Genomic DNA, 23,449 nt, shown 5'->3' with positions numbered 1-23,449 from the left:
CGATTGTGGGGGAAACACCGTGACAGCACCAGCAGTAGCCTTTTCCGAAGCGGACTGGGAGGGCGCCGCGAAGGAGCGGCTTGGCGAGCTGGACTGGAAGCCGTTGGAGGGCCAGGCAATTGCGCCCGGAACCGAAGAACGCGAGTCCTGGTCGGAGCTTCTCATCCGCCCCCGCCTCCTCGCCGCCCTTCGGCGTCTGAACCCGGACGTCCCCGCGCAGTACTTGCAGCAGGCTTTGGCGGAAATCGCCTCGCCCAAGTCGAACGATGCAATGGCCGAGAACCACCGCATCCACAACTGCCTGGTCGACGGCTACCGGCTAACCTACATCGGCTCAGACGGCAACGAAGCCAACCCGACCATTCGGCTGCTCAGCCAGTCACCGGACCAGAACGACTGGCTTGCCGTTAACCAGGTCACCCTGGTGCAGGGCGACTACAAACGGCGCTTCGACATCGTGCTCTACTGCAACGGAATGCCGGTCAGCATCATCGAACTCAAGAGGGCCGGCAGCGCCCACGCCGACCTTCCCGGCGCCCACGCCCAGCTTCAGACCTACCTCCGCGAATTCCCCATGGCGTTCCGCTTCTGCGTCTTCACGCTGGCCACCGACGGGATTCAGGCCAAGTACGGAACGCCGTTCACCCCCTTCAACCACTTCTCACCGTGGAACGTTGACGATGACGGCGACCCCGTCCCGCTGGGCTACATGGTCGACGGCGATGCCGTCACCGCCCTCGATACAGCGCTAGACGGCCTCTACAACCAGGAACGCTTCCTGCATTTAACCCGCAACTTCACCGCATTCGATGAAGGCTCCGGCGGACTGGCCAAACGCATTGCCAAACCACACCAGTACTACGCCGTCACCAAGGCTGTCGCCAGCACCATCCAGGCGGTGGAGAGCAACGGCAAGGCCGGAGTCGTCTGGCACACCCAAGGCTCCGGCAAGTCCATGGAGATGGAACTGTATGCCAATATGGTGGCCCGGCAGCCCAAGCTGAAGAACCCGACCGTTGTGGTCATCACGGACCGGAACGAGCTGGACGGCCAGCTTTTTGAGGGCTTCGACCGCAGCCTGCTGCTCGCCGAAGCGCCCAGGCAGATCAGGAAGCGGTCCGAACTGCGGGACGAGCTCAGCAACCGGACCACCGGGGGGATCTATTTCACCACGCTGCAGAAGTTCGGCCGCAGCAAGTCAGAGAAGGACGCCGGCGCGGACCATCCGTTGCTGTCCGACCGGCGAAACATCATCGTTGTGGTGGATGAGGCACACCGCTCGCACTACGACGACCTGGATGGCTACGCCAGGTATCTCCGGGACGCACTCCCCCACGCAACCCTGATCGCGTTCACTGGAACACCCATCTCCTTTGACGACCGCAATACCCAGGACGTCTTCGGCGACTACATCGATATCTACGACTTGTCGCGGGCCGTGGAAGACGGCGCCACGGTGCCCGTGTACTTCGAACCACGGCTGATCAAGGTAGGACTTTCTGAAGGCGTCACGGAAGAGGACCTGGACAAGTCCGCCGACGAACTAACCCTCGGGCTCGACGACACGGAACGTGCGCGCATCGAGGCGAGTGTCGCCGTCGTAAACGCTGTTTACGGTGCGCCGCAGCGCCTTGCCGCACTCGCCGAGGACCTGGTGGCGCACTGGGAGAACCGGCGCGAGCGGATGGGGAAGTTCATCGAGGCGCCGGGCAAGGCGATGATCGTGGGCGGGACGCGGGAGATCTGCGCGAAGCTGTACGCAGCGATTGTGGAGCTGCGCCCGGACTGGCATTCGGAGGACTTGTCGAAGGGCAAGATCAAGGTGGTGTACTCGGGCGACGCGACCGATGTGCCGCCCGTTTCACTCCACGTCCGGCGGGACTCACTGAATGCCCAGGTCAAGGAGCGGCTCAAGAACGTCGATGACGAGCTGGAACTGGTGATCGTCAAGGATATGATGCTCACCGGCTACGACTCTCCCCCGCTGCACACGCTGTACCTGGACCGGCCGCTCAAGGGCGCGCTGCTGATGCAGACTCTCGCGCGGGTGAACCGCACATTCCGCGGCAAGGAGGACGGGCTGCTGGTGGCGTACGCACCGCTGGCGGAGAACCTTGCGAAGGCGCTGAGCGAATATACGAAGGACGACCGGACGAACAAGCCGGTGGGCAAGAACATCGACGAGGCTGTGGGCCTGACGGTGTCCCTAGTGGAGTCGCTGCGTACTCTGCTGGCCGGGTACGACTGGAAGGCCGTGCTGATGAAGGGCGGACCGAAGTCGTTCCTGAGCGCTGTAACCGGGGCGGTGAGCTATCTTCGGAATCCTGCTACGCCGGGCAACCAGCCGGCGGACGGGGAAGAGTCGATTGCCGCGAAGTATAGGAAGTTCTCCAGTCAGCTGTCCCGCGCGTGGGCGTTGTGCTCGGGCTCGGAGACGCTGGCTGAGCTGCGCCCCGAGATCCAGGTGTACGAGGAGATCCGTGTCTGGATGGCGAAGTACGATGCAGCCGACCGGCAAGCGAGTGGTGAGCCAGTGCCGGAGGACATCCAACGGCTCCTGGGGAACCTGATTGCGTCCGCAACGTCCTCCGGCGAGGTGCTGGACATCTACGACGCCGCTGGCATGCCCAAGCCGTCCCTGGATGACCTGACGCCGGAGTTCATCGCCAAAACGCAGAAGGCTCGGAACCCGCAGCTGGCCATAGAGGCGCTGCGGAAACTGATTGCCGATGAGTCTGCGTCTTCCACGCGGAACAACGTGATCCGGCAGCGGGCGTTCTCGGAGCGGATCACCGAGCTGATGAAGAAGTACACAAACCAGCAGCTGACGTCTGCCGAAGTGATCGCAGAGCTGGTGGAGTTGGCGCGCGAGGTGGCCGCCGAGGGTAAGCGCGGGGAGCAGTTCACTCCCCCGCTGAATTCGGACGAGCTGGCGTTCTATGACGCCGTGGCCCAGAACGAGTCTGCGGTGGAGGTCCAGGGCGAAGGGGTTCTTGCCGACATTGCGCGAGAACTGGTTTCGGTCATGCGGCGGGACGTCCGAACCGACTGGACCGTCCGCGATGACGTCCGGGCAAAGCTGCGGTCGTCAATCAAGCGGCTCTTGGTGCGGTTCGGCTATCCGCCCGACAAGCAGCCCGAAGCTATCAAGCTAGTCATGGAGCAGATGGAGTCCATGGCGCCCCGGTTTGCCAGTAACGTATCTAACGCAGGAAATCCATGACACTAAGCACTCCATTCGACAATCGACAGCTTGACTTTCCTCATAAGCTGATACGGCTGCTCAGACTCACTTTCGACGCCGAGACTTTGAAATACATGTTCGGGCGGACAGCAGTGAATATCGAGACGTGGCAGTTGAGGGACGATAGCCTGTGCGACGCAACTTTCAAAGGCGCCACTCTTGCCACCCCGTTCTACCAAGAGACGCTCGTTTCCGGGGATGGACTGCGTTGGATTCTTCCCAACCCAGAAGAAGGCGCTTCTTTTCCTGATCCGAAAACAAAGGCTACTTTTGAACTAGGTCCAGCTTCTACGGATTTCCTCATAGCCACAGTTACTGAAATATCTGACACCTCTGAGGCCGAAAGGAATCCCCTCCTTCGTGGACAGCGAATGGCCAGAATGCGGCTGCACCAACAGTCCAAGGGTTCAATAGATATCTATGAGCTAATTCGCACGCAACTTGGAAACCCCTTGACCGTCAAAGTGATAACCGAGGTGCGACAATCTGAGACGCGACTACAAAGCCTGATTGAATCATTTGTATTTCATCTCAGCGTGAATACGGAAATCCCCATAGTCCCACAAGTCGATATATCACCGCTAACGGAGCCGAAAAGAACATCAAGATCTCAAAGGCTGGATATCGAGGAGATGGAACCACCACGCCTGATTTATGAATCTGAGCTGGTCTATCATTTCCAACTCGGATTGTCAGCAGACAGCCCGGTACTTGCATACTTATCTTTCTACCATATCCTGGAGCACTGGTTTGAAAACGTCTATTTTGACGACGCCATCGACAAGGCCAGAGAAATGATCGTTCATCCCACATTTTCTCTGAAACGTGATAGTGACATGAAGCGGTTAATCAAAGCAATGACTCTACACCGACGCCGATCAGAAGAAGTCGGGATCTCCGAGGAGGAGGCCCTTGTCCTCACTCTTCGCAAATTCGTTGACTTAGAAAGGCTCCGAGCGACGCTTTCATCAAATAATCCCGAAGTTTTGAATCACATCTGCACTTCTGTCGTCGGGTTCGCGGACGGCAAGCCTATCGACTTTGAGCATCGGGATGTAGGCGCTCCCTTCAAACAGATAGCATCTCGAATCTACAAAACTCGAAATGCCCTTGTACACAGCAAGGACTCCACCTACAAGACATTTCGGCCATTTCGCGACGATGCAACGTTGGTTCCCGAAGTCCATCTTCTGCGCGCGGTCGCGGAACAAGTGGTTGTCGCCACCGCAAAGGAACGGTGATTCACGCTCAATTTACAAACTCGTCTGCCGCTTCATGCTTGCTTTAGAGCGAACACCCGCACACCACCCTGTGGATCGCAGCGATAAGCCCGTCTAGAGGACGCACCTCTGCCGACTAGGGAGTCCTTGGCCAGGGTCTCCGAGACTGAGTTCATTCACACGGCGGTCATAGCTGGGGCCGCGTTCGTTCGGGGGACTTCGCATGCGGCTTGGTCGAGCGGGACTTCACAGTCACTGACTGTTAACGGTTCGTGGGGGAATAGGTCTGGAATGAGCGTCATGCCACCGTCCTGACGGCACTTCTCAAGAGAATAACCGATTTGTAGTTGGCGGCGTGCGGTACCCTCGGGCCCTTCGCTTGATGTTCTTAACAGTTGTGTTGTTGGTCGCGACCTTGCCAGTCGTGGCCCCGGTGACAATGAGCACCTGGATCTCTTTTCACCACCTGGGCACGGTGCGGTAGAGCCTGTTGGCTTCCGGTCTTGCGGCTGCCGTTACGAGTTCCTCGAGTACCCTCTTGCCTCCGCAGCGTCTTCCAATGACCCGGTGCGGAGCAGGGCACTGAGCTATTCCTTGACTTTCCGGACTGCCTGGAGGGTGTCGGTTGGAACTTCCAGGTGAACACTTCCTCGAGTCGGAGGGCTGCCCGGCAGCTGAGGTTGTCGCCGCCGCGCAGCAGGAGCATGCGTTGGGCCCAGGCCTTGTCGATGCTTATCAGGTGGAAGTGATCGACGGTGAAAGCAGTGCGGGGCAGCGACATCCGCAACGCTTTGCGCCACGCTGCGGAGGAATCGATTGCGACGACCTGCACGGCTAGGCGCCATTCCAGCGGGCGGGCGAACAGCCAGCCCCCGACACCTTTATGGTCACGGCCGCCGACCACACCGTGGACCTGGCCGGTGTCCAGGTCCAAGATAATTGTCATCCACGGCTCCCAGCCAGCAAGTGGGCGGGCCCGGCGCGGTTCCTGCGGCGTGGGATTCGAAGAACGAAAGCTGGTCGCACGCAGGTTCTCGCAGTACCAGCGGTACTCGGACCGGAGCACGTCCACCGGCCCGGCGGCGGGAACATCACGGAGTCGTTGAAGGCGGCACTCTTTCCGGCGGGAAGAGATGACCCCGCGGCTTGGGCAGTTGGGAGGCTGGTCGGTTTCAAAAAATGACCTGGCGGCGGCCGACATTGATGGTGGTGAAAATGACGTGGTAGTCGGGCAGGTTGAAGAGGATGCTGGCAGCGTCGGCTGCGACCCCGGTAGGCTCAATCGAGGCTCGTGGTCCTGTTCCAGTTTGACTGCTGGACGGACTCATCCCGGCAGGGCGGGCCCTTGCCTTGAACGACACGAACTTAGCTCGCCGCAAATGCCAAGTACCTACAACCGCGGGCCCCGGCAGAGACGACAGGGAGAACTGCCGCCCATCGATAGCGAGATAATCAACGGGACGGCGCTTGGGGCGGCCTGAGACCCCGAGTCAACATAAGCCGGGCAGTCTCTATGGGTACCTTCTTGATTGACAGCAAAGTCTCCCTACTGACAACCGAAGACTCACCGAATCTAGCCTCCCAGCTCGCCGAGGTACCTCTTTTCGAGTCGCTTCTCTAGAACCCGCCTGAAATAACCTGCGGTTCCCTGAATGCTCCCGCCCCACATCAAAGTTGCAAGTCCGCCCACGGTCGAGAACGCAAAACAGTAGGGGACCGCGGGCTTACCCCAGCCCGGGATGATGCCGTCAGGAAGGAAAGTAGCGGCGACGGCGTAAAGTAGCACCGCACCGCAGACCAGGAGGACCAGACGATATGCAAGCGCCGCTCGCCGTTTCGCCTTCCCTCTAGCTGCGTCACGCAGATTCTTGGCAGCGGTTTCCAGCGCTGCTAGTCGAGCTTCCAACGTCGTGGACCGGTCCTCTGCCGCTAGCTTAGCCATCTGTTCGGCTGCTAGGGACGATTCCCTGTCTCGCAGCGACTGTTCTGCATCGTCCAGAGCAGCTCGTGTCTTACTTGCTGTCTGAAAAGCCGCGTCACGTTCATGTTCTGTGGAAGAGAGAATATTTGCTTTGACCTTGTCCAGTATGTCGGCGACTGTTTCGGGCGTCACCTGATCGGGATCTCCCATGGTTCGATCCATGAGGCTACGCTGAGCTTCAGTTGAGTAGCGAAGTAGCATTAGGTCATTCTCGGACGCCTTACCCCGGCTCCCCAGTCGGTTGATTTCCTCCAGGTATCGATCCCAAACACGTCCCCCCGGTTCAAGCGCCGCGAAACAGTCAGCAAGAATCTGGCGTCGAGGCAGGCTGGGTGCAGCCTGCGGTTTCTTGAGCCAGACTAGAGTTGCGAGATGGTGATCCGTCAGCGCCGGAGGCCACCCATGATCGCCCTCTTTCACGAAGAAAGAGCGACCGACGCGAGTCAAGCCTCCGTTAGTGGTGACCAAAAGAGCCCGACAAGTTTCCAGTCGGGAACTACTGCGGCCGCCCCGGAGACGATGAATGGCGGTGAGACTGTCCAAATCATTCAAGAGCGTGTCACGGCTTGAATAGGTGATGCTGGATTCCATTGCTTCTTCTAAAGCCAGCTCATCTATCGTTAGCTCTGCAGAAGGTGCGGGTCGTTCTTGGATGGATATTCCCAGGGCAGCCACATCCTCCTCCAAACGCTGCGACAGCAACAGAATGTCACTTGCGCTCAGTCCTTCGCTGGCGAAAAAAGCATCAGTTGCTCTCCGATGTGCGCCGTTAAATCCTCCGTGCATTGCTTTTCCAGCGGACCTGTCGAGGATCCCCCTAACCTCGCTAACACTGTGCTCGAAGCAAGCGAGTTCAGCCCCGGCAGATCGAGACAGGGCCAAGAGGTCTTTTGCAGCAGCTTTCGCCTCGTCTCCCTCATACCCCAGAGCCTTCAACAGGACAGGGGCATCGAGATACAAGCTCGTGCGGTCGAAGCGCCTGCCGAGTTCGCTGTTATTAGGGAGGTAGAGGGAAACTGCGAGCATGCTCCCCTTCACGACAGTCTCCAAGTGGTCGAAAGATGCCGGCATGCTGCTCACCACATCACTGATGAACGAGTTAACAACATATTCGGTGTCGGGGCTGGAACGGGGGGCAGATCGGGCATCATACGGCGCCCCGTTCATGACCGAACCGAGAATAGGGACAGAATGTTCCTCTATGTGATTTAGGAGGGCATCCTCCGCGTCCTCGATGCTTAGAGTGCGTTGGAACCGATCCGCCGAATACTTAACGAGTTCACTTACTAGTGCCGACTGCTTTCGCAAATAGTCGGCTTTCTGGCGACCCAAGTCCCGAAGGTCGGCGAGCTTCGTAGGATCAGCAATGAAGCTGCCGTTTTCACGCCTTCCATAGTTTTTATGGACAGCTCGACGGCTCAGAGTAGCGAGAACACCCTCGGGTATGTCGATTCCAAATCGCTCCCTGATGTGAACTTTGGCAGCAGGAGTCGACATTGGTCCTTCAGAGCTTTTTACTGCATCTAGGAAGAAGGGGAGAAAATTGTCGACATAGCTTTCCTGAGAGTAATCCCAGTTAGCCTTGATTATGGCTAGGCTAGCAAGCAAGGCGTTGCTGGTTGTCATCGTGGCAGTCACTTCACAGCCACGTCGCAAGTGGCGAAACTTCCCCGGTATCGGCGCATGTCTTTTCCAGCCTTATTTGAACAGTGACGGATAAGCAAACCGGCGAGACCTGGCGGCCCAGCCCCCAAATAGTCGCCGCGCTCACGATGATGTGGCGCTTATAGACCCAACCACCCAGCATTTTTCTTGTTAAATATCAGCCGGTCGAGTCTTCAACTGGGTCGCCCTCTCACAGTGCCGACTGGTCTGTATCTCGACCGCCAGTTTGGCCTGTCTTCGCGAGATTTCCACGCCAATTTCCCCCTGTTGGTCCAACCGCCAGCTAGCTACCGACCTTACACAAGGACTTAGAAGTCCCAGTCGTCGTCCTCAGTGTTAACGGCCTTGCCGATCACATAGGAAGAGCCGGACCCGCTGAAGAAGTCATGGTTCTCGTCAGCGTTCGGGGACAGCGCCGAGAGGATGGCCGGGTTCACGTCCGTGACCGAGGACGGGAACATTGCCTCGTAGCCCAGGTTCATCAGCGCCTTGTTAGCGTTGTAATGCAGGAACTTCTTGACGTCCTCGGCCAGGCCAACGGAGTCGTACAGATCGTGCGTGTACTGGACTTCGTTTTCGTACAGCTCGAAGAGCAACTCGAAAGTGTAGTCCTTGATCTCCTGCTTGCGTTCCTCGGACAGGCCTTCGAGGCCCTTCTGGAACTTGTAGCCGATGTAATAGCCGTGCACTGCCTCATCACGGATGATCAAGCGGATCAGGTCGGCCGTGTTCGTCAGCTTCGCGCGTGAGGACCAGTACATGGGCAGGTAGAAGCCCGAGTAGAACAGGAAGCTCTCCAGCAGCGTGGAAGCCACCTTGCGCTTCAGCGGGTCGTCGCCCTGGTAGTAGTCCATAACGATCTGCGCCTTCTTCTGAAGGTTCGCGTTCTCGGTGGACCAGCGGAACGCCTCGTCGATCTCCTTGGTGGAGGCCAGCGTGGAGAAGATAGAGGAGTAGCTCTTGGCGTGCACCGACTCCATAAACGCGATGTTCGTGTAGACGGCTTCCTCGTGCGGCGTCAGCGCATCCGGGATCAGCGAGACTGCACCAACGGTGCCCTGGATGGTGTCCAGCAGGGTCAGGCCGGTGAAGACGCGCATGGTGAGCTGCTGCTCGTCGTGGGTGAGCGTGTTCCACGACTGGACGTCGTTGGACAGCGGCACCTTCTCCGGCAGCCAGAAGTTGTTGACCAGGCGGTTCCAGACCTCAACGTCCTTCTCGTCCTGGATGCGGTTCCAGTTGATCGCCTCAACATGGCTGAGAAGCTTTACTTTTTCGGTCATGACTCCGACTCACTTTCTGAAGAGAGGCTTGGTTTGGCTGAGTCCTCGACGCAATACTTGCAGTCGGCTTTCTCAATGCCTTTGTTGGTGTGATGTCTCGTGTGGGCGTTTCTCTGGCTGGAAGGCATTGGGCGGCCCTTCCTTACTGCTGACATTTTCGCACGGGTTTCAGCGCTTGCCTTCTTGCCGAAGTTGGGATTCCCGGCGCCTTTCTTTGCCTCCGAAAGCGCGTTGCGTGTCTCTTCGCTGACCGTATGCCCGAAACCGGGATGCTCTGGACCAAACTTTCCGAAGTTCGGGTTCTCGGCCCCCGAGTAGGTACCCTTGCGCTCTCGTGACCACTTTTCCCGCTGCTCAGCAGTGTGGTTCTTCCCGTAGAAGGGTGCGCCTGGCCCGTACTCCCTTTGTATCTTGCGGCCGGTGGAACGAACGCGAGCAGCCTCCCGCATCTCGTCCGTCCACACAACACCTGTCGGACCAAGCCCACCGTCCGAAAGGTTCAGGAGCCTGTCGCCTTCGCGACGCAGGTAGCTGATCCAATCCATCTCGGCCTGGCCCAGTTCGGGTAGGCCTTCAATCCAATCCAGCTCATCCGCAATCAATTCGGAGCGATCATGCTTCCGCAGCCAGTCGTAAAACGGCGTCTTCCGTCCCTCCGCGGCCACGCGGAGGTGCTGATGGAAACGACGACTGGCCGTCTTGGTGGTGATGCCGACATAGCGGTACTCGACCTCCCGCCGAAGCCGGATGCCGTAGACCAAGCCGCCCGTCGCCGTCGTCGTTTCCATCATTCATCCCCTAATGAATTTTGATCAACCTATTTGAGTTGTCATAGCGCACATGAAACACAACCCTCCACCTCCGTCCCTTCCAGCGCGAGCTGGCGGAGACGGATGTAGTAGATGGTCTTGATGCCCTTTTTCCAGGCGTAGATCTGGGCCTTGTTGATGTCCCGCGTGGTGGCGGTGTCCTTGAAGAACAGCGTCAGGGACAGGCCCTGGTCCACGTGCTGAGTGGCGGCAGCGTAGGTGTCGATGACCTTCTCGTAGCCGATCTCGTACGCGTCCTGGTAGTACTCCAGGTTGTCGTTGGTCAGGTACGGCGCCGGGTAGTAGACGCGGCCCAGCTTGCCTTCCTTGCGGATCTCGATCTTGGATGCCACCGGGTGGATCGAGGAGGTGGAGTTGTTGATGTAGGAGATCGAGCCGGTGGGCGGCACGGCCTGCAGGTTCTGGTTGTAGATGCCGTGCTCCATGACCGAAGCCTTCAGCGCCAGCCAGTCAGCCTGCGTAGGGATGTGGACGTTCTTGAACAGCTCGCGGACCTTCTCGGTCTGCGGCACCCACTCCTGCTCCGTGTACTTGTCGAAGAACTCGCCCGACGCGTACTTGGACTTCTCAAAGCCGCCGAACGTTTGGCCGGTCTCGATGGCCAGCATGTTGGAGGCACGGACCGCGTGGTACACCACCGAGTAGAAGTAGATGTTGGTGAAGTCCAGGCCCTCTTCGGAGCCGTAGTGGACGCGCTCACGCGCCAGGTAGCCGTGCAGGTTCATCTGGCCCAGGCCGATGGCGTGGCTCTGGTCGTTGCCCTTGGCGATGGACGGCACCGAGGTGATGTTGGACATGTCCGAGACAGCCGAGAGCGAGCGGATGGCCGTCTCGATGGTCAGGCCGAAGTCCGGCGAATCCATGGTCTTGGCAATGTTCAGCGAACCCAGGTTGCAGGAGATGTCCTTGCCGGTGTCGGCGTAGGAGAGGTCATCGTTGTACGTGGTGGGCTGCGAGACCTGGAGGATTTCGGAGCACAGGTTGGACATGATGATCTTGCCGTCGATCGGGTTGGCCCGGTTCACGGTGTCCTCGAACATGATGTACGGGTAACCGGATTCGAACTGGATCTCGGCGAGGGTCTGGAAGAACTCGCGCGCCTTGATCTTGGTCTTCTTGATCCGGGAATCGTCCACCATCTCGTAGTACTTCTCGGTGACCGAGACGTCGGAGAAGGGCATGCCGTAGACGCGTTCAACGTCGTAGGGCGAGAACAGGTACATGTCCTCGTCCTTCTTGGCCAGCTCGAAGGTGATGTCCGGGATCACAACGCCCAGGGAGAGGGTCTTGATGCGGATCTTCTCGTCCGCGTTCTCCCGCTTCGTGTCCAGGAAACGGTAGATGTCCGGGTGGTGCGCGTGCAGGTACACGGCGCCGGCACCCTGGCGGGCACCGAGCTGGTTGGCGTAGGAGAAGCTGTCTTCGAGGAGCTTCATCACGGGGATGACGCCGGAGGACTGGTTCTCAATCTGCTTGATCGGTGCGCCCACCTCGCGGATGTTGGTCAGCGCGAAGGCCACGCCGCCGCCGCGCTTGGACAGCTGCAGGGCGGAGTTGATGGAGCGTCCGATCGACTCCATGTTGTCCTCGATGCGGAGCAGGAAGCAGGAGACCAGCTCGCCTCGCTGCTTCTTGCCCGCGTTCAGGAACGTGGGGGTGGCCGGCTGGAAGCGGCCGTCAATGATCTCATCCACCATCTGCAGGGCAAGCTGCTCGTTGCCGCGGGCCAGGTGCAGGGCAACCATGCACACGCGGTCCTCGTAGCGTTCCAGGAAACGCTTGCCGTCGAACGTCTTCAGTGTGTAGGACGTGTAGAACTTGAAGGCGCCCAGGAAGGTCTCGAAGCGGAACTTCTTCTTGTACGCACGGTTGAACAGGTCACGGATGAAGTTCATCGTGTACTGGTCCAGCGTTTCGCGCTCGTAGTAGTCGTTCTTGACCAGGTATTCGAGCTTCTCTTCCAGGTCGTGGAAGAACACGGTGTTGTTGTTCACGTGCTGCAGGAAGTACTGGTGGGCAGCCTCGCGGTCGGCGCCGAATTGGATTTCCCCGTTGGGACCATAGAGGTTAAGCATGGCGTTCAGCTCGTGATAGCCCAGCCCCTTGTAGGCGGCGGGCATCTCAGGCTTTTGGGACCTGGTTACTTCTGTGTCTGCGACAGTCGTGTCCAAAACGTGTCCAATCCTTGGTTGACCCGGGTAACGTCTTCCGGCGTTCCCATAAGTTCGAATCGATAGAGGTGGGGTACCTGGCATTTGGCGGCGATGATGTCCGCGGCCATGCAGTAGTTGTCCCCGAAGTTTGTGTTGCCGGCGCCGATGACGCCGCGGAGCAGTTGCCTGTTCTGCGGGTTGTTCAGGAACCGGATAACCTGCTTGGGAACGGACCCCTCTCCCCCGGTGCCGCCGTAAGTGGGCACCACCAGCACGAACGGCCGGGTGGCGAGGAGGGGTGCGTCCTTTGCATGCAACGGGATCCGGGCCACCTCACGGCCAAGCTTCGCGACGAAGCGGCTGGTGTTCTCGGATGCCGAGGAAAAATAGATGAGCGGGCTGTCCGTGACAACCTGCTCCGGCTGGTGGTGCGAAGCGGCCGGCGGGGACACCTCCACGCGCTGAGCCGCGTGGTGTTGCGAAGCGCTTCGCGGTGCTGTTGGTGCTGCCATGGGAGTCACCTCAGCTGGTTGATGGGTGCCGGCAGGAAAAGCGGAACTCCTAGGCCACGGAGGAAACGGCCGACAGCGCGAGTTCCTCGATCTTGTCGGGGCGGAAACCTGACCAGTGGTCCTGGTCGGTGACCACAACGGGAGCCTGCATGTAGCCCAGTGCCTTCAGGCGCTCGAGTGCCTCGGCGTCCTGGGAGATGTCAACGCTCTGGTAGGTGATGCCCTTCTTGTCGAGCGCGCGGTAAGTGGCGTTGCACTGAACACAAGCAGGCTTCGTGTAAACCGTTACGGTCATTGTCCCTGTCCCCTTAGTTGAACTCTTTGCTGGTTCGGTGTCCCCGTCCAGCTGTATGTAGATACTACATGTAGTGCAGACGCCTCTTTGGAACCCCAAGATGATGTATTACAAGTATGTCATTTAATGCACGGTTAATCCACAGGAAGGGGCCGGAAAAATGCCCGGGATCCCGGGATTTTTGCGGGCTGCGTCCACACCCTGTGGAGTACTTAGCCACATTTAAAGCACCGCGTGTCGCGCTGCTGCGGCGTGTCGCCGCCGGTTTCGCGGTGACAGGAAAGGGTCCGTGACCACTACATGTAGTGGTCACGGACCCTTGGGACCTACAGCAACCGGCGGGAAGCTGCACCGGCAACCCAGCCTTCTAAGGTTTGGCGGGATTCAGCCGGGCGATGGCAGTGGACAGCACAGTGGCGAAGCCGCACCACGCTGCGTACGGAGCCAGCGACACCCCGGCAACCCGGTTCAGCCGGTACGTCCGCCGCACCAAGTCTGCGCTGCTGGCGGCCAGGACTGCCGCCTCTGCAGCGGCCAGCCACGGCCTGCGCGAGCGCCAGAAGAACCAGCTCCACGAAGCATTGAGGACAAGGTTGGCGGCCAGCGCGCCCCGATAGGAACGCAGTTCCCGGTGGTGGTCCTTCCTGACCGGACCGGGACTGTCAGCGGCACGCTCATGCTCCGCCGCGCTGCCGAGTGCGGCGGCAGACGCCACGGCAAGGTCCGCGTACAGGGCCGTCCACACCACGGGAAAGGCAATCGCGGGCGGCTGCCATGCCGGCTTGCGCAGCTTCAGGTACCAGCTGCTCCGGGGATCCGTCGCAACACCGCCCGCCGCTGCGGTGGCCACCGTCGCCGCCGTCGTCCATGCCAGTGTCTTCAGTTTCATGCTTCCTCCTGTTCCACGCCTGGATACACCGTGAAACTACAGCTGCACCTCCCGTCGGTCCAGCACAATCTGCTGGACGTCCAGGTAGCCCGACTGGAAGCCGGCGCGCGAGTAGCAGAGGTAGAACAGCCACATCCGCTGGAACACGGCGTCAAAGCCGAGCTCCGCCACCTCGCGGGAGCGGGAAAGGAACCGTTCCTCCCACAGCCGCAGGGTGGCGGCGTAGTGGTCGCCCATGCCCATCCGCTCCCGCACCCGGAGGGTGGTGTGCTGCTGGGTCACGCCCTCGATGGCCCGGACGGACGGCAGGAAACCGCCGGGGAAGATGTACTTGTGCACCCAGGTGTAGGCGTTGCGGGTGGCCAGCATCCGCCCGTGCGGCATGGTGATCGCCTGGATGGCCACCTTTCCGCCCGGGGCCAGGACGCGGTCGATCGTCTGGAAGTAGATGGGCCAGTACTCGTACCCCACTGCCTCGATCATCTCGACCGACACCACGGCGTCGTACTCCCCTTCCACCGCACGGTAGTCCTGAAGGGCGACTGTCACGCGGTCCGCGAACCCGGCAGCCGCAATGCGTTCCTGCGCCAGTGCCTGCTGCTCGCTGGACAGCGTGACGCTGTAGACGGTGGCGCCCCGGGCAGCGGCCCGCAGGGCAAGCTCGCCCCAGCCGGTGCCGATTTCCAGCAGCCGGGTGCCTTCCCCCACGCCGGCCTTGTCCAGGAGGCGGTCGATCTTGGCCTGCTGGGCCTCCGCCAGGGAATCCCAGGCCGCCGAGGACAGGGGGCCGGCCTGCTCCGGAAACCAGGCTGAGGAGTAGCTCATGGTGGAGTCCAGGAAGTTGGAGAACAGCTCGTTGGACAGGTCGTAGTGCCGGGAGATGTTGCTGCGGGTGTTCTGTTCGGCGTTGCGTTCCTGGCGGGGCGTCCGCGGCAGGTACAGCGAGCGCAGCTTCTGCAGCGGCATGGGGATGAGTGTGTCCACGGAGGCGGCGAAGACTTCAAGCACCGCGGCCAGGTCCGAGGCCTCCCAGTCACCGGCCATGAAGGATTCGCCCAGGCCGATCAGCCCGTTGTCGCCGATGCGGGCCTCAAACGCCGCGGGCCGCAGCATGGTCATGACGGGGGCCTCCGGTCCACCCGTTCCCAGGACCGAACCGTCCGGGTATTCAACGCGCAGCGGCAGGCGCTTGACCGCGCCCCTGAACAGCAGGCCGGCAGCTTTCCCGGCCACCTCGGCCTTAACGCCCGACGGCGGCTGGGCAACACCGGGCCAGAGTTCAGGATCGATGGTGGCGGGCGCAGCGGGGACACCGCCTGCGGTCCAGGCTGCGGGGGTGTGCGCGGCGGACGCCCGGTGGGCCTTGTTGTCGACGGAAGCCGTTCCGTTGTCGTCAGTCATTGTCATTGAACTGCCTCCTGTGAAGGGTGATGTGGTCTGGCAACGACGGGCAGGCGTCTTGCCCAGAGTTTAATGCCCTGGACCCGGATCAGGGCGGATACCAGCAGCGGCGCGGCAGGGACGGTCAAAGCCGCGGCGAGGACGTTGGAAACGGTGGCTGGCCTGCGCCGGCCGTCCATGGTGGCCACGAAGGGGCGCTGCCCTTCACGCTCCAGGACGATAGACACCGCAAGCCTGTCCCCGGGCGCGGGGAGCTTCATCCGGTACTGCCCGTCGACGTCGTTGAAAGGGGAAACGTAGAACGCCTTCGGCACCGAGGCGCGGCCGCTGGGGTCGGTTCGCAGCAGGTAGCAGTGCCGCTCCCCGTAGGTGTTGTGGACCTCGGCCACTACACACTGGAGCTCGCCTGTGGAGCGGTAGCACCAGAACAACGTGAGGGGATTGAAGACGTAGCCAAAAACCCTGGCGCTGGTCAGCATGTGGATGGCGCCGCCGTCGGGCTCGATGCCCTGGGTCCGCAGGTACCGCTCCACGTTGGAACGGATGCCGGCGTCCGGGTCGCCCAGGTGGTCCCCGGCGCGGAACACCGCCAGGGGCCGGAGCAGGAAGGGCAGTCGGGGAAGATCATCGACGTCCACGAACCAGCTGTAGCTCCGGTAGGTGAACGCGTTCTTCAACGGGGTACGCCGCACGTGCGAAATGGATGTGCGGTAGATCGAGGCCTCCATGGTCACGCGGGTTCTGCCGACAGCAGTTCCCGCTCCCCCTCGCCGGTGGAGTCCACGGAATCGGCGGCCCGGGCAACCGGCCAGGCACGCCCCAGCTTCTCCGCAGCGCGTACCCCGGAGAGGGCGCCGTCCTCGTGGAAGCCCCAGCCAAGGTACGCCCCGGCGTACGCGATCCGGCTGTCGCTTAGCGCCGCGATGGCCTGCTGGGCCCTGAGGGACTCAGGCGTGTACTGCGGGTGTTCATACACCATCCGTTCCAGCACCGCGCTGTCGGAGATCAGCCCGGACTCACCCAGGCTCACCAGGTAGGGCCGGCCGTCCGCCGGCTCGAGCCGCTGCAGCCGGGTAAGGTCGTAGCTCACCAGCACCTTGTCCGGGCGCGCGTCGCAGGCGGGGAGCCGGTAGTTCCAGGACGCCTTGGCGTTGTCCGCCGCGGGCAGGACCGCGGGGTCCCGGTGGAACACGGTGTGGTTGACCGAGTAGGGCATCCCGCCGAGCGCCTCCTTCTCCTCCGGCGTGGCGTCGGCCAGGAACCCGAGCGCCTGCGCCGGATGGGTGGCGATCACGACGGCGTCAAAGTCTTCCAGCCCGCCAGCCGTTGCCAGCTCCACACCATCGGGCTGCCGCCGGATGGCGGTCACGGGAGTGTTCAGGCGGACGTCGGGGAGCGTGGCGGCAAGCTTTTCGACGTACCGTGCCGAGCCGCCGGTCACGGTGCGCCACTGCGGTGAGCCCTTGATGCCCAGCATGCCGTGGTGGCCCAGGAACGTGAAAAGGTAGCGGGCCGGATAAGCCAGGGCGGTGGTGGGATCGCAGGACCAGACGGCACTGACAACCGGGGTCATGAAGTGGGAAATGAAATACGGGCTGAACTTCTCCCGCTCCAGGAACTCGCCCAGCGTCAGCTCGGGGACGTCAACTTCGTCGCTGACGGCCGACGGCGGCGCCGACCTGAGCAGCTCCCTCGCCTTCCGGTAAAAGCGGGTAACCTCCAGCAGCATCAGCAGGTAGCGGCCGCGCAGCAGGCTGGAGGGCCTGGCAATGATTCCGCGGGCACCGTCACGGGCGCCGGCGTATTCCAGTCCGCAGCCATCGCAGCGGACGGACATGCTCATCTCGGAGTCCTGGGTTTCGACGCCGAGTTCGGCGAACAACCGCAGCAGGGTGGGATAGGTCCGTTCGTTGTGCACGATGAACCCCGTGTCCACGCCAATGACGCTCCCACCGGCCTGTGGCAGGTCATGGGTATCGGCATGGCCGCCCAGCCGTGAATCCGACTCAAACAGGGTGACGTCGTCCTGCCTGTTCAGTACATAGGCGGCCGTCAATCCGGCCACTCCGCTGCCGATCACGGCTATGCGCCGCCGGCCGCCTGCACTTACTGCTGGGTCAAGTGACACTTCATGCTCCTCTGCTGAACATTTGCCGCTGTGCTGGTTATACAGACGGCAATTCGGCGCGGCCGCGGCGGCGGATGGGTGCAGTACTGTGAACTGGTGGTAAATCCCGTGCACCTGAAGACCCTCCTGGAGGTCACGCGGCTGGGCTCGTTCGCTGCGGCGGCCGCAACCCTCGGCTACACGGCCTCCGCCGTCTCGCAGCAGATGTCGGCATTGGAGCGGGAAACGGGCGTCACCCTCTTCCAGCGTTCGGCGCGCGCCGTGATCCCTACGGAAGCCGCCGTCGTCATGACCCGGCACGCCGCGAAGGTGCTCACGGACATCGAAGCCCTGATGGCCGCCGCGTCACGGACGCAGGACACTGGAAGCCAGGAACTGCGGCTGGGGATCTTTCCCAGCCTTGCCACGTACGTCCTGCCGCGGATCCTCAAGAATCCGGCGTGGAAGAAGCTCGGCATCGACCTGCGGGTCTCGGTGGCAGAACCCGGCCAGACCATCCAGGGGCTGCGCACCGGCGGTGACCTGGACCTGGCCGTGGTGTTCCAGGTGGGCCAGACCGGCTTCGCGTGGCCCAACACGATAAACCGGCAGTGGATCGGCGACGACGACTTCAGGGTGGTGCTGCCTGCCGCCTGGGGCTTCCGGGCCGACGCGAAGGTGGCGGCCGACCACCTGTCGGAAATGCCCTGGATCATGCATCATCCCGGCACCAGCGACGCCATGGTGATCGAGCGCCTCTTCGCCGGCTGCAACCTGCATCCGAGGGTGGTGGCGCACAGCGATGATTTTCACGCCAGCCTTGAGATGGCAGCTGCCGGCCTGGGCGCTGCCCTGGTGCCGGAACTGGCGCTGCGGAACAAACCCGCAGGCGTGGTGGTACTGGACGTACCGGAAATCCGGCTGGCGCGGAACGTGTTTGCGCTGCTGATCAATGACCGGAAAACTGCCCGCGTGCAGCTTTTCGTTGACCTGCTGGCCGAAACCCTCGCAGGGATGCGCACCGCGGTGAATTAGGCCGGAACGCTGGAATGGTCTGCCCTTCGGGTCTATGTTGAGACTATGAACAAGGTAGCGAGCCAGCACTTTGGGGAGATTGAGCTCAACCACGGCATGGATCATCTCTTCGCCGCCAAGCATGAGCTGCGCGGCCATCCGCTGGAACTCGACCTGAACATCAACGCCCACGACCAGTTCGATGAAGCCGCGCTGCGCAAAGTCGAGTACCGGCTTCGCTTCCTGCCCGAACTGGTGGACGAAGTCCGGGACATGATTGCTGAAGAGCTGGAGCAGGAGGGCACCAGCCCGCAGGAGTACCTGCACTTCCACTGCAACGCGCTCAAGGAAGAACAGCTGCACAAGGTGTTCGGTGTCCAGGACCGGAGCCAGCTCACCAACGAAGTGTTCCTCAAGGCCCTGAAGCTGGGCCACGTGGCCATCTACCCCGGCCAGCCGGAACGGTACTTCGTTTTGGATTTCACCCTCGGGGAGCATTTCACCGACGAGGTCCTGGTGGCTTCCGCTGACCAGGACGGCGTGGTGGACGACGAGATCGTCTGGGAGTCATAAATCGATTGGTCCATAAATGCCGTTATGGGTGCTCATAACGGCAGTTATGGAGCAATCGATGATGGTTGAAGCACGACGGCGGGCGGGCCATGGAAACGGTTGACGGCAGGCGCAGGAGCTGGCGGTTGGCTGCGTCCCTCCTCATTGCCGGCGTGGCGGTCTCGATTGTTGCCGGCCTGTTCCACGCAGAGTCCCACGACGCCAATGACCACGTTGCCTCGTTCACCGCGTACGCCAACAGCGGTCCCTGGACCGCGGTCCATCTGGGCCAGTTCCTGGGCATGGCCCTGGTGTGCGCCGGGCTGGTGTCACTCTGGACCGCCGTTGATGTCAGCCGGCACGCCCTGGCATGGACCGCGCGTTTCGGTGTACTTTCCGCCGCGGCCGCCCTGGCCCTTTATGCTGCCCTGCAGGCGGTGGACGGCGTGGCCCTGAAGCAGGCGGTGGATGCGTGGCTCGCTGCGCCGGAGCCGGAGAAGGCGGCGCGGTTCGCCACGGCGGAAGGCATCCGGTGGCTGGAATGGGGAATGCGGAGCTACCAAAACTTCATGCTGGGCACCGCACTGGTGCTTTTCGGGATCGTGGTCGCCGGGACGCACCACGTTTCCCGGGTGATCGGCTACCTCATGGCGCTGTCCGGGCTGGCCTACCTGGCACAGGGCTGGATCATTGGAGCGTCGGGATTCTCCGCTGCCAACTCGCTGCCCACGCTGGTGGGCATTGTGGCAATCGTGGCCTGGACTGTATGGCTGTTCGTCAGCGCCCTGAGGATGAAAGAGACGACGACGGCGGGCCACCCTAGGTGACCCGCCGGCGTCGCGCGCTGTCTTACTTGGCTGTTTCCAGCAGGCCGGCGCGGACCGCCTGGGTGGCCTTGACCAGGTTCCGCAGGGACTCTTCCGTCTCGGCGTAGCCACGGGTCTTCAGGCCGCAGTCCGGGTTGACCCACAGCTGGCGGGTGGGGACGTGCTTGACGGCGGTGCGGAGCAGCTCAGTGACTTCCTGCTCGCCGGGGACGCGCGGCGAGTGGATGTCGTAGACCCCCGGGCCGACGCCGCGGCCAAAGCCGTGGGCCTCGAGGTCGTGGACAACCTCCATGCGGGACCGGGCAGCCTCGATGGAGGTGACGTCGGCGTCCAGGCCGTCGATGGCATCGATGATCACGCCGAACTCCGAGTAGCAGAGGTGGGTGTGGATCTGGGTGGAATCGGCGGCACCGGCGGTGGCCAGTCGGAAGGAGTCCACGGACCACTTCAGGTACCCGGCCTGGTCTGCCTTGCGCAGCGGCAGCAGTTCGCGCAGGGCGGGCTCGTCCACCTGGATGACCTTGATGCCGGCGGCCTCGAGGTCGGCGATCTCGTCGCGCAGCGCCAGGCCCACCTGGTTGGCGGTTTCGCCCAGGGGCTGGTCGTCACGGACGAAGGACCAGGCCAGGATGGTGACCGGACCGGTGAGCATGCCCTTCATCGGCTTGCTGGTCAGGGACTGCGCGTACTCCGCCCACTTGACCGTGATGGGGGCGCTGCGGGTGACGTCGCCCCAGAGGATGGACGGGCGGGTGCAGCGGGAGCCGTAGGACTGGACCCAGCCGTGGACCGTGACGTCGAAGCCTTCAAGGTTCTCGGCGAAGTACTGGACCATGTCGTTGCGCTCGGGCTCGCCGTGCACCAGGACGTCGTAGCCAAGCTCTTCCTGCAGGTCCACCACACGCTTGATCTCGTCCTTCATGAGCTGCTCGTACTGCTCATCACTCAGCTCGCCCTTGATATTGCGGGCACGGGCCGAGCGGATCCCGGACGTCTGCGGGAAGGACCCGATGGTGGTGGTGGGCAGCGGCGGCAGGTGCAGCGCCTCTGCCTGGGCTGCTTCACGGACCGCGTAGTCGGAGCGGGTGAAGTCGTCTGCGGTGAGGGCTTCGGTGCGGGCGCGGACCTCCGCGCGGCGGACGCCTTCGGCGGTGGCGCGGGACGCGATGACGGCGGTTGCCTCGTCGATCGCGGCCTTGGCGGAGGCAGGGTCCGCCAGGTAGGAGGCCAAGGTTGTGACCTCCGCGGCTTTCTGGTCGGAGAATGCCAGCCAGCTGCGGAGCTGCGCGGGCAGCTGGGTTTCCTCGGCAACGTCGTGCGGGACGTGCTGGGTGGAGGTGGACGTGGAGACTGCCACCTTTCCGGCGGCGGCCTTCAGTTCGTCCAGCTTTGCGGCGGATGCGGCGAGGTCGTTGCGCCAGATGTTGTGGCCGTCCACGACGCCGGCAACCAGGGTCTTGCTGCCCAGGCCAGCGAGTGCGGCAGCGGACGGAACGGCGCCCTTGAAGACGTCGATGTGCAGCGCGTCGATGTTGGTGGCAGCCAGGGTGCCGAGCTGGCCGTCGAGTGAACCGTATGGAGTGGACACGAGGATCTGCGGGCGGTGGGCAGCAGCGGTCAGGACCTCGTAGGCGCGGGCAACGGCAGCTTCCACCTCTTTGGCCGGGGTGTCCTGGTCGACCACCAGGGCCGGCTCGTCGAGCTGGACCCAGCCGGCGCCGGCGGCGGCCAGCTTGTCAAGCAGCTGGACGTACACCGGCAGGATGTCCTCGAGGCGGGACAGCGGCGCGAAGCCGGCCGGGGCGTCGTCGGAAGCCTTGGACAGCAGCAGGTAGGTGACCGGGCCGACGATGTACGGGCGGGTCTCGATGCCGTTGGCCAGGGCGAAGGCGAACTCGTCGACCTTGGCGGTGGAGGCCAAGGTGAATTCGGTTTCGGGGCCGATCTCCGGCACCAGGTAGTGGTAGTTCGTGTCGAACCACTTTGTCATCTCCAGCGGCTGCTGGTCCTTGGTGCCGCGGGCCAGGGTGAAGTAGCCGTCGATGTCCAGCTGCCCGTCAGCGTTGAGGAGCTTGCCAAAGCGGGCGGGCACGGCGCCCAGGTGGGCGGTGGTGTCCAGGACCTGGTCGTAATAGGAGAACGTACCGGGAACCGCCGCGGCTTCGGTCAGGCCGAGTTCCTGCAGCCGCTTGGCGATGGCCAGCTGGATGTCCTTGGCTGCAGCGTCAAGGGCGGCGGCGTCGATCCTGCCGGCCCAGTAGGCTTCGACGGCCTTCTTGAGCTCGCGGCGGCGGCCGATGCGGGGGTAGCCCAGAAGGGAGGCGGAGGGGAAGGGGGTGTTGTTTTCAGGCATGGCAATAGTCCTCAGGTCGGAGGTAGGTCAGAAAGGGCGTGGCAGTGCTGTCTAGCGTGGAGCAGTGCTGTTTTGCGTGCAGGGTTGCCGGTCAGACGGCCAGCTGGGGCCGGGCGACGGCACTTCGGGCGTGGCTGCTGCGGTTATGGCGCGGCAAGGCCAGCTTGTCCAGGACTTCGAGCGCACTCTGGTGCTCGTTGAACGTGTAGAGGTGGATGCCGGGGGCTCCGGCATCCAGGGCAGCATTGGCCAGGTCAACGGTGGCGTCGACGCCGATGTGGAGCCGTTCAATGTCATTGTCGGCGGCCGCGAGGCGTTCCATCAGTTTCGGCGAGGGTTCCACTCCCGCCAGCTCCCCCAGCCTGTTGAGACGGCGGAGGCTGGTGAACGGCATGACGCCGGGGATGATGGGAATGGTCACGCCGGCACGCCGCGCACGGGTGAGCAGGTCCTCGTACTGCGCGGCTTCGAAGAACACCTGGGTGATGGCGAAGTCTGCACCGGAACGCTGCTTGGCGAGCAGCACTTCGACGTCGTGGTCCTCGCTGGGTGACTCCGGATGGCGGGTGGGGTACGCCGCCACGCCAACCGCGATCTTGCCGGCGCACAGCAGGGCCGAACGGCGCTGCTCCACCCGGCGGATGAGGTCGATCAAGTCCTGGGCGTACCGCAGGGATCCGTCTGCCGGTCGGCCGCCGTCCTTGGGGAGATCGCCGCGCAGGGCAAGGATGCCGCGCACCCCGATGTCCAGCAATTCGGCGATGATTCCAGCGAGTTCCTGCGGGGTGTTGCCCACACAGGTCAGGTGCGCCAGCGGCCGCAGCGTGGTTTCGACAAGGAGCCGGTTGATGAGCTCCAGGGCGGTGTCCCGGTTCGATCCGCTGGCGCCGTAGGTCACGGAGACGTAGTCGGGCGCAGTGGTCTCCAGCTCCCGGATGGTGGTCCAGAGGGTCTCCGCTGCCGCGGGCGAACGCGGCGGGAACAGCTCGTAGGAGAGCGCCACCGGGGCGGTGTCGGCTAGTTGGGGATGTGCGTCAATAAGGCTTGGTGGTGACATTTGCGTCCTTGGCTTTGGGCCATTGGGGGTGCCTGCCTGGAGAGACGGACAACCGGCAATGAATTT

General features: G+C 62.4%; 18 protein-coding genes. 5 read left to right on the top strand and 13 right to left on the bottom strand.

From position 1 onward, the window contains the following. The first annotated feature begins 19 nt into the window (after positions 1-19). Together ACTHQS_RS07865 and ACTHQS_RS07860 are read left to right on the top strand one after the other, a co-directional pair. Positions 20-3,223, top strand: a complete 3,204-nt coding sequence (locus ACTHQS_RS07865; RefSeq protein ID WP_440167573.1) for a type I restriction endonuclease subunit R — start codon at positions 20-22, stop codon at positions 3,221-3,223. Further along, positions 3,220-4,485, top strand: coding sequence for a hypothetical protein (locus ACTHQS_RS07860; protein ID WP_440167571.1), 1,266 nt, complete (start codon positions 3,220-3,222; stop codon positions 4,483-4,485). Before ACTHQS_RS07865 ends, ACTHQS_RS07860 begins: the two co-directional genes overlap by 4 nt. A gap of 367 nt (positions 4,486-4,852) precedes the next feature. Here ACTHQS_RS07860 and ACTHQS_RS07855 read toward each other — a convergent pair whose 3' ends face one another. The 11 genes from ACTHQS_RS07855 to ACTHQS_RS07805 all read right to left on the bottom strand — a co-directional run bounded on the left by ACTHQS_RS07855 (position 4,853) and on the right by ACTHQS_RS07805 (position 17,601). After that, positions 4,853-5,410 (bottom strand): transposase, encoded by a 558-nt coding sequence (locus tag ACTHQS_RS07855; RefSeq protein ID WP_440167568.1) that lies wholly within the window; start codon positions 5,408-5,410, stop codon positions 4,853-4,855. A gap of 627 nt (positions 5,411-6,037) precedes the next feature. Further along, positions 6,038-8,071 (bottom strand): hypothetical protein, encoded by a 2,034-nt coding sequence (locus ACTHQS_RS07850; RefSeq protein ID WP_440167567.1) that lies wholly within the window; start codon positions 8,069-8,071, stop codon positions 6,038-6,040. A 347-nt stretch (positions 8,072-8,418) separates the two neighbouring features. After that, positions 8,419-9,393, bottom strand: coding sequence for a class 1b ribonucleoside-diphosphate reductase subunit beta (gene nrdF / locus ACTHQS_RS07845; RefSeq protein ID WP_440167566.1), 975 nt, complete (start codon positions 9,391-9,393; stop codon positions 8,419-8,421). Then, entirely contained in the window at positions 9,390-10,184 is a 795-nt protein-coding gene (locus ACTHQS_RS07840) for an NUMOD3 domain-containing DNA-binding protein (protein WP_440167564.1), read from the bottom strand. Before ACTHQS_RS07840 ends, nrdF begins: the two co-directional genes overlap by 4 nt. A gap of 38 nt (positions 10,185-10,222) precedes the next feature. Then, entirely contained in the window at positions 10,223-12,343 is a 2,121-nt protein-coding gene (gene nrdE / locus ACTHQS_RS07835; RefSeq protein WP_440168004.1) for a class 1b ribonucleoside-diphosphate reductase subunit alpha, read from the bottom strand. Between the two features lie 20 nt (positions 12,344-12,363). Continuing rightward, positions 12,364-12,834 (bottom strand): class Ib ribonucleoside-diphosphate reductase assembly flavoprotein NrdI, encoded by a 471-nt coding sequence (gene nrdI / locus ACTHQS_RS07830; protein WP_440168002.1) that lies wholly within the window; start codon positions 12,832-12,834, stop codon positions 12,364-12,366. A gap of 103 nt (positions 12,835-12,937) precedes the next feature. Further along, entirely contained in the window at positions 12,938-13,183 is a 246-nt protein-coding gene (gene nrdH, locus ACTHQS_RS07825; protein WP_013601222.1) for a glutaredoxin-like protein NrdH, read from the bottom strand. A gap of 367 nt (positions 13,184-13,550) precedes the next feature. Next, entirely contained in the window at positions 13,551-14,072 is a 522-nt protein-coding gene (locus tag ACTHQS_RS07820) for a TspO/MBR family protein (RefSeq protein ID WP_440167563.1), read from the bottom strand. Between the two features lie 36 nt (positions 14,073-14,108). Continuing rightward, positions 14,109-15,479: a class I SAM-dependent methyltransferase gene (locus ACTHQS_RS07815; RefSeq protein ID WP_440167561.1), complete on the bottom strand. Its 1,371-nt coding sequence runs from the start codon at positions 15,477-15,479 to the stop codon at positions 14,109-14,111. Next, a complete protein-coding gene (locus tag ACTHQS_RS07810; RefSeq protein ID WP_440167559.1) occupies positions 15,476-16,207 on the bottom strand; it encodes a DUF1365 domain-containing protein in 732 nt (243 codons plus the stop codon). Before ACTHQS_RS07810 ends, ACTHQS_RS07815 begins: the two co-directional genes overlap by 4 nt. Further along, the gene (locus ACTHQS_RS07805) at positions 16,204-17,601 is read right to left on the bottom strand and encodes an NAD(P)/FAD-dependent oxidoreductase (RefSeq protein WP_440167558.1); all 1,398 of its coding nucleotides are present in this window, start codon (positions 17,599-17,601) and stop codon (positions 16,204-16,206) included. Before ACTHQS_RS07805 ends, ACTHQS_RS07810 begins: the two co-directional genes overlap by 4 nt. A 96-nt stretch (positions 17,602-17,697) precedes the next feature. Here ACTHQS_RS07805 and ACTHQS_RS07800 point away from each other — a divergent pair, with 96 nt between their 5' ends. The 3 genes from ACTHQS_RS07800 to ACTHQS_RS07790 all read left to right on the top strand — a co-directional run bounded on the left by ACTHQS_RS07800 (position 17,698) and on the right by ACTHQS_RS07790 (position 19,973). Further along, the gene (locus ACTHQS_RS07800; protein ID WP_440168000.1) at positions 17,698-18,615 is read left to right on the top strand and encodes a LysR family transcriptional regulator; all 918 of its coding nucleotides are present in this window, start codon (positions 17,698-17,700) and stop codon (positions 18,613-18,615) included. Positions 18,616-18,660: 45 nt separating this feature from the next. Beyond that, the gene (locus ACTHQS_RS07795; RefSeq protein WP_440167556.1) at positions 18,661-19,167 is read left to right on the top strand and encodes a DUF2004 domain-containing protein; all 507 of its coding nucleotides are present in this window, start codon (positions 18,661-18,663) and stop codon (positions 19,165-19,167) included. A 125-nt stretch (positions 19,168-19,292) separates the two neighbouring features. After that, positions 19,293-19,973: a hypothetical protein gene (locus tag ACTHQS_RS07790; RefSeq protein WP_440167554.1), complete on the top strand. Its 681-nt coding sequence runs from the start codon at positions 19,293-19,295 to the stop codon at positions 19,971-19,973. 22 nt (positions 19,974-19,995) lie between these two features. On the opposite strand, the gene metE is transcribed toward ACTHQS_RS07790, so the two are convergent. Together metE and ACTHQS_RS07780 are read right to left on the bottom strand one after the other, a co-directional pair. Beyond that, positions 19,996-22,326 (bottom strand): 5-methyltetrahydropteroyltriglutamate--homocysteine S-methyltransferase, encoded by a 2,331-nt coding sequence (gene metE, locus ACTHQS_RS07785; protein WP_440167551.1) that lies wholly within the window; start codon positions 22,324-22,326, stop codon positions 19,996-19,998. 91 nt (positions 22,327-22,417) lie between these two features. After that, the gene (locus tag ACTHQS_RS07780; RefSeq protein WP_440167549.1) at positions 22,418-23,383 is read right to left on the bottom strand and encodes a methylenetetrahydrofolate reductase; all 966 of its coding nucleotides are present in this window, start codon (positions 23,381-23,383) and stop codon (positions 22,418-22,420) included. Positions 23,384-23,449 lie beyond the last annotated feature (66 nt).

Origin of the sequence: Arthrobacter sp. SAFR-044 (assembly GCF_051965175.1) — a bacterium.
In the GTDB taxonomy this organism is placed as follows: Bacteria; Actinomycetota; Actinomycetes; order Actinomycetales; family Micrococcaceae; genus Arthrobacter.
This window is presented reverse-complemented; position numbering and strand designations above follow the sequence as displayed.

Bases quoted from the DNA above. Each gene is read 5' to 3' on its own strand.
- ACTHQS_RS07840 (WP_440167564.1), bottom strand. From the start codon at position 10,184: ATGATGGAAACGACGACGGCGACGGGCGGCTTGGTCTACGGCATCCGG.
- ACTHQS_RS07795 (WP_440167556.1), top strand. From the start codon at position 18,661: ATGAACAAGGTAGCGAGCCAGCACTTTGGGGAGATTGAGCTCAACCAC.
- ACTHQS_RS07780 (WP_440167549.1), bottom strand. From the start codon at position 23,383: ATGTCACCACCAAGCCTTATTGACGCACATCCCCAACTAGCCGACACC.
- nrdF (WP_440167566.1), bottom strand. From the start codon at position 9,393: ATGACCGAAAAAGTAAAGCTTCTCAGCCATGTTGAGGCGATCAACTGG.
- ACTHQS_RS07815 (WP_440167561.1), bottom strand. From the start codon at position 15,479: ATGACAATGACTGACGACAACGGAACGGCTTCCGTCGACAACAAGGCC.
- ACTHQS_RS07855 (WP_440167568.1), bottom strand. From the start codon at position 5,410: ATGACAATTATCTTGGACCTGGACACCGGCCAGGTCCACGGTGTGGTC.
- nrdH (WP_013601222.1), bottom strand. From the start codon at position 13,183: ATGACCGTAACGGTTTACACGAAGCCTGCTTGTGTTCAGTGCAACGCC.
- ACTHQS_RS07850 (WP_440167567.1), bottom strand. From the start codon at position 8,071: ATGACAACCAGCAACGCCTTGCTTGCTAGCCTAGCCATAATCAAGGCT.
- nrdE (WP_440168004.1), bottom strand. From the start codon at position 12,343: ATGCCCGCCGCCTACAAGGGGCTGGGCTATCACGAGCTGAACGCCATG.
- ACTHQS_RS07820 (WP_440167563.1), bottom strand. From the start codon at position 14,072: ATGAAACTGAAGACACTGGCATGGACGACGGCGGCGACGGTGGCCACC.
- metE (WP_440167551.1), bottom strand. From the start codon at position 22,326: ATGCCTGAAAACAACACCCCCTTCCCCTCCGCCTCCCTTCTGGGCTAC.
- ACTHQS_RS07860 (WP_440167571.1), top strand. From the start codon at position 3,220: ATGACACTAAGCACTCCATTCGACAATCGACAGCTTGACTTTCCTCAT.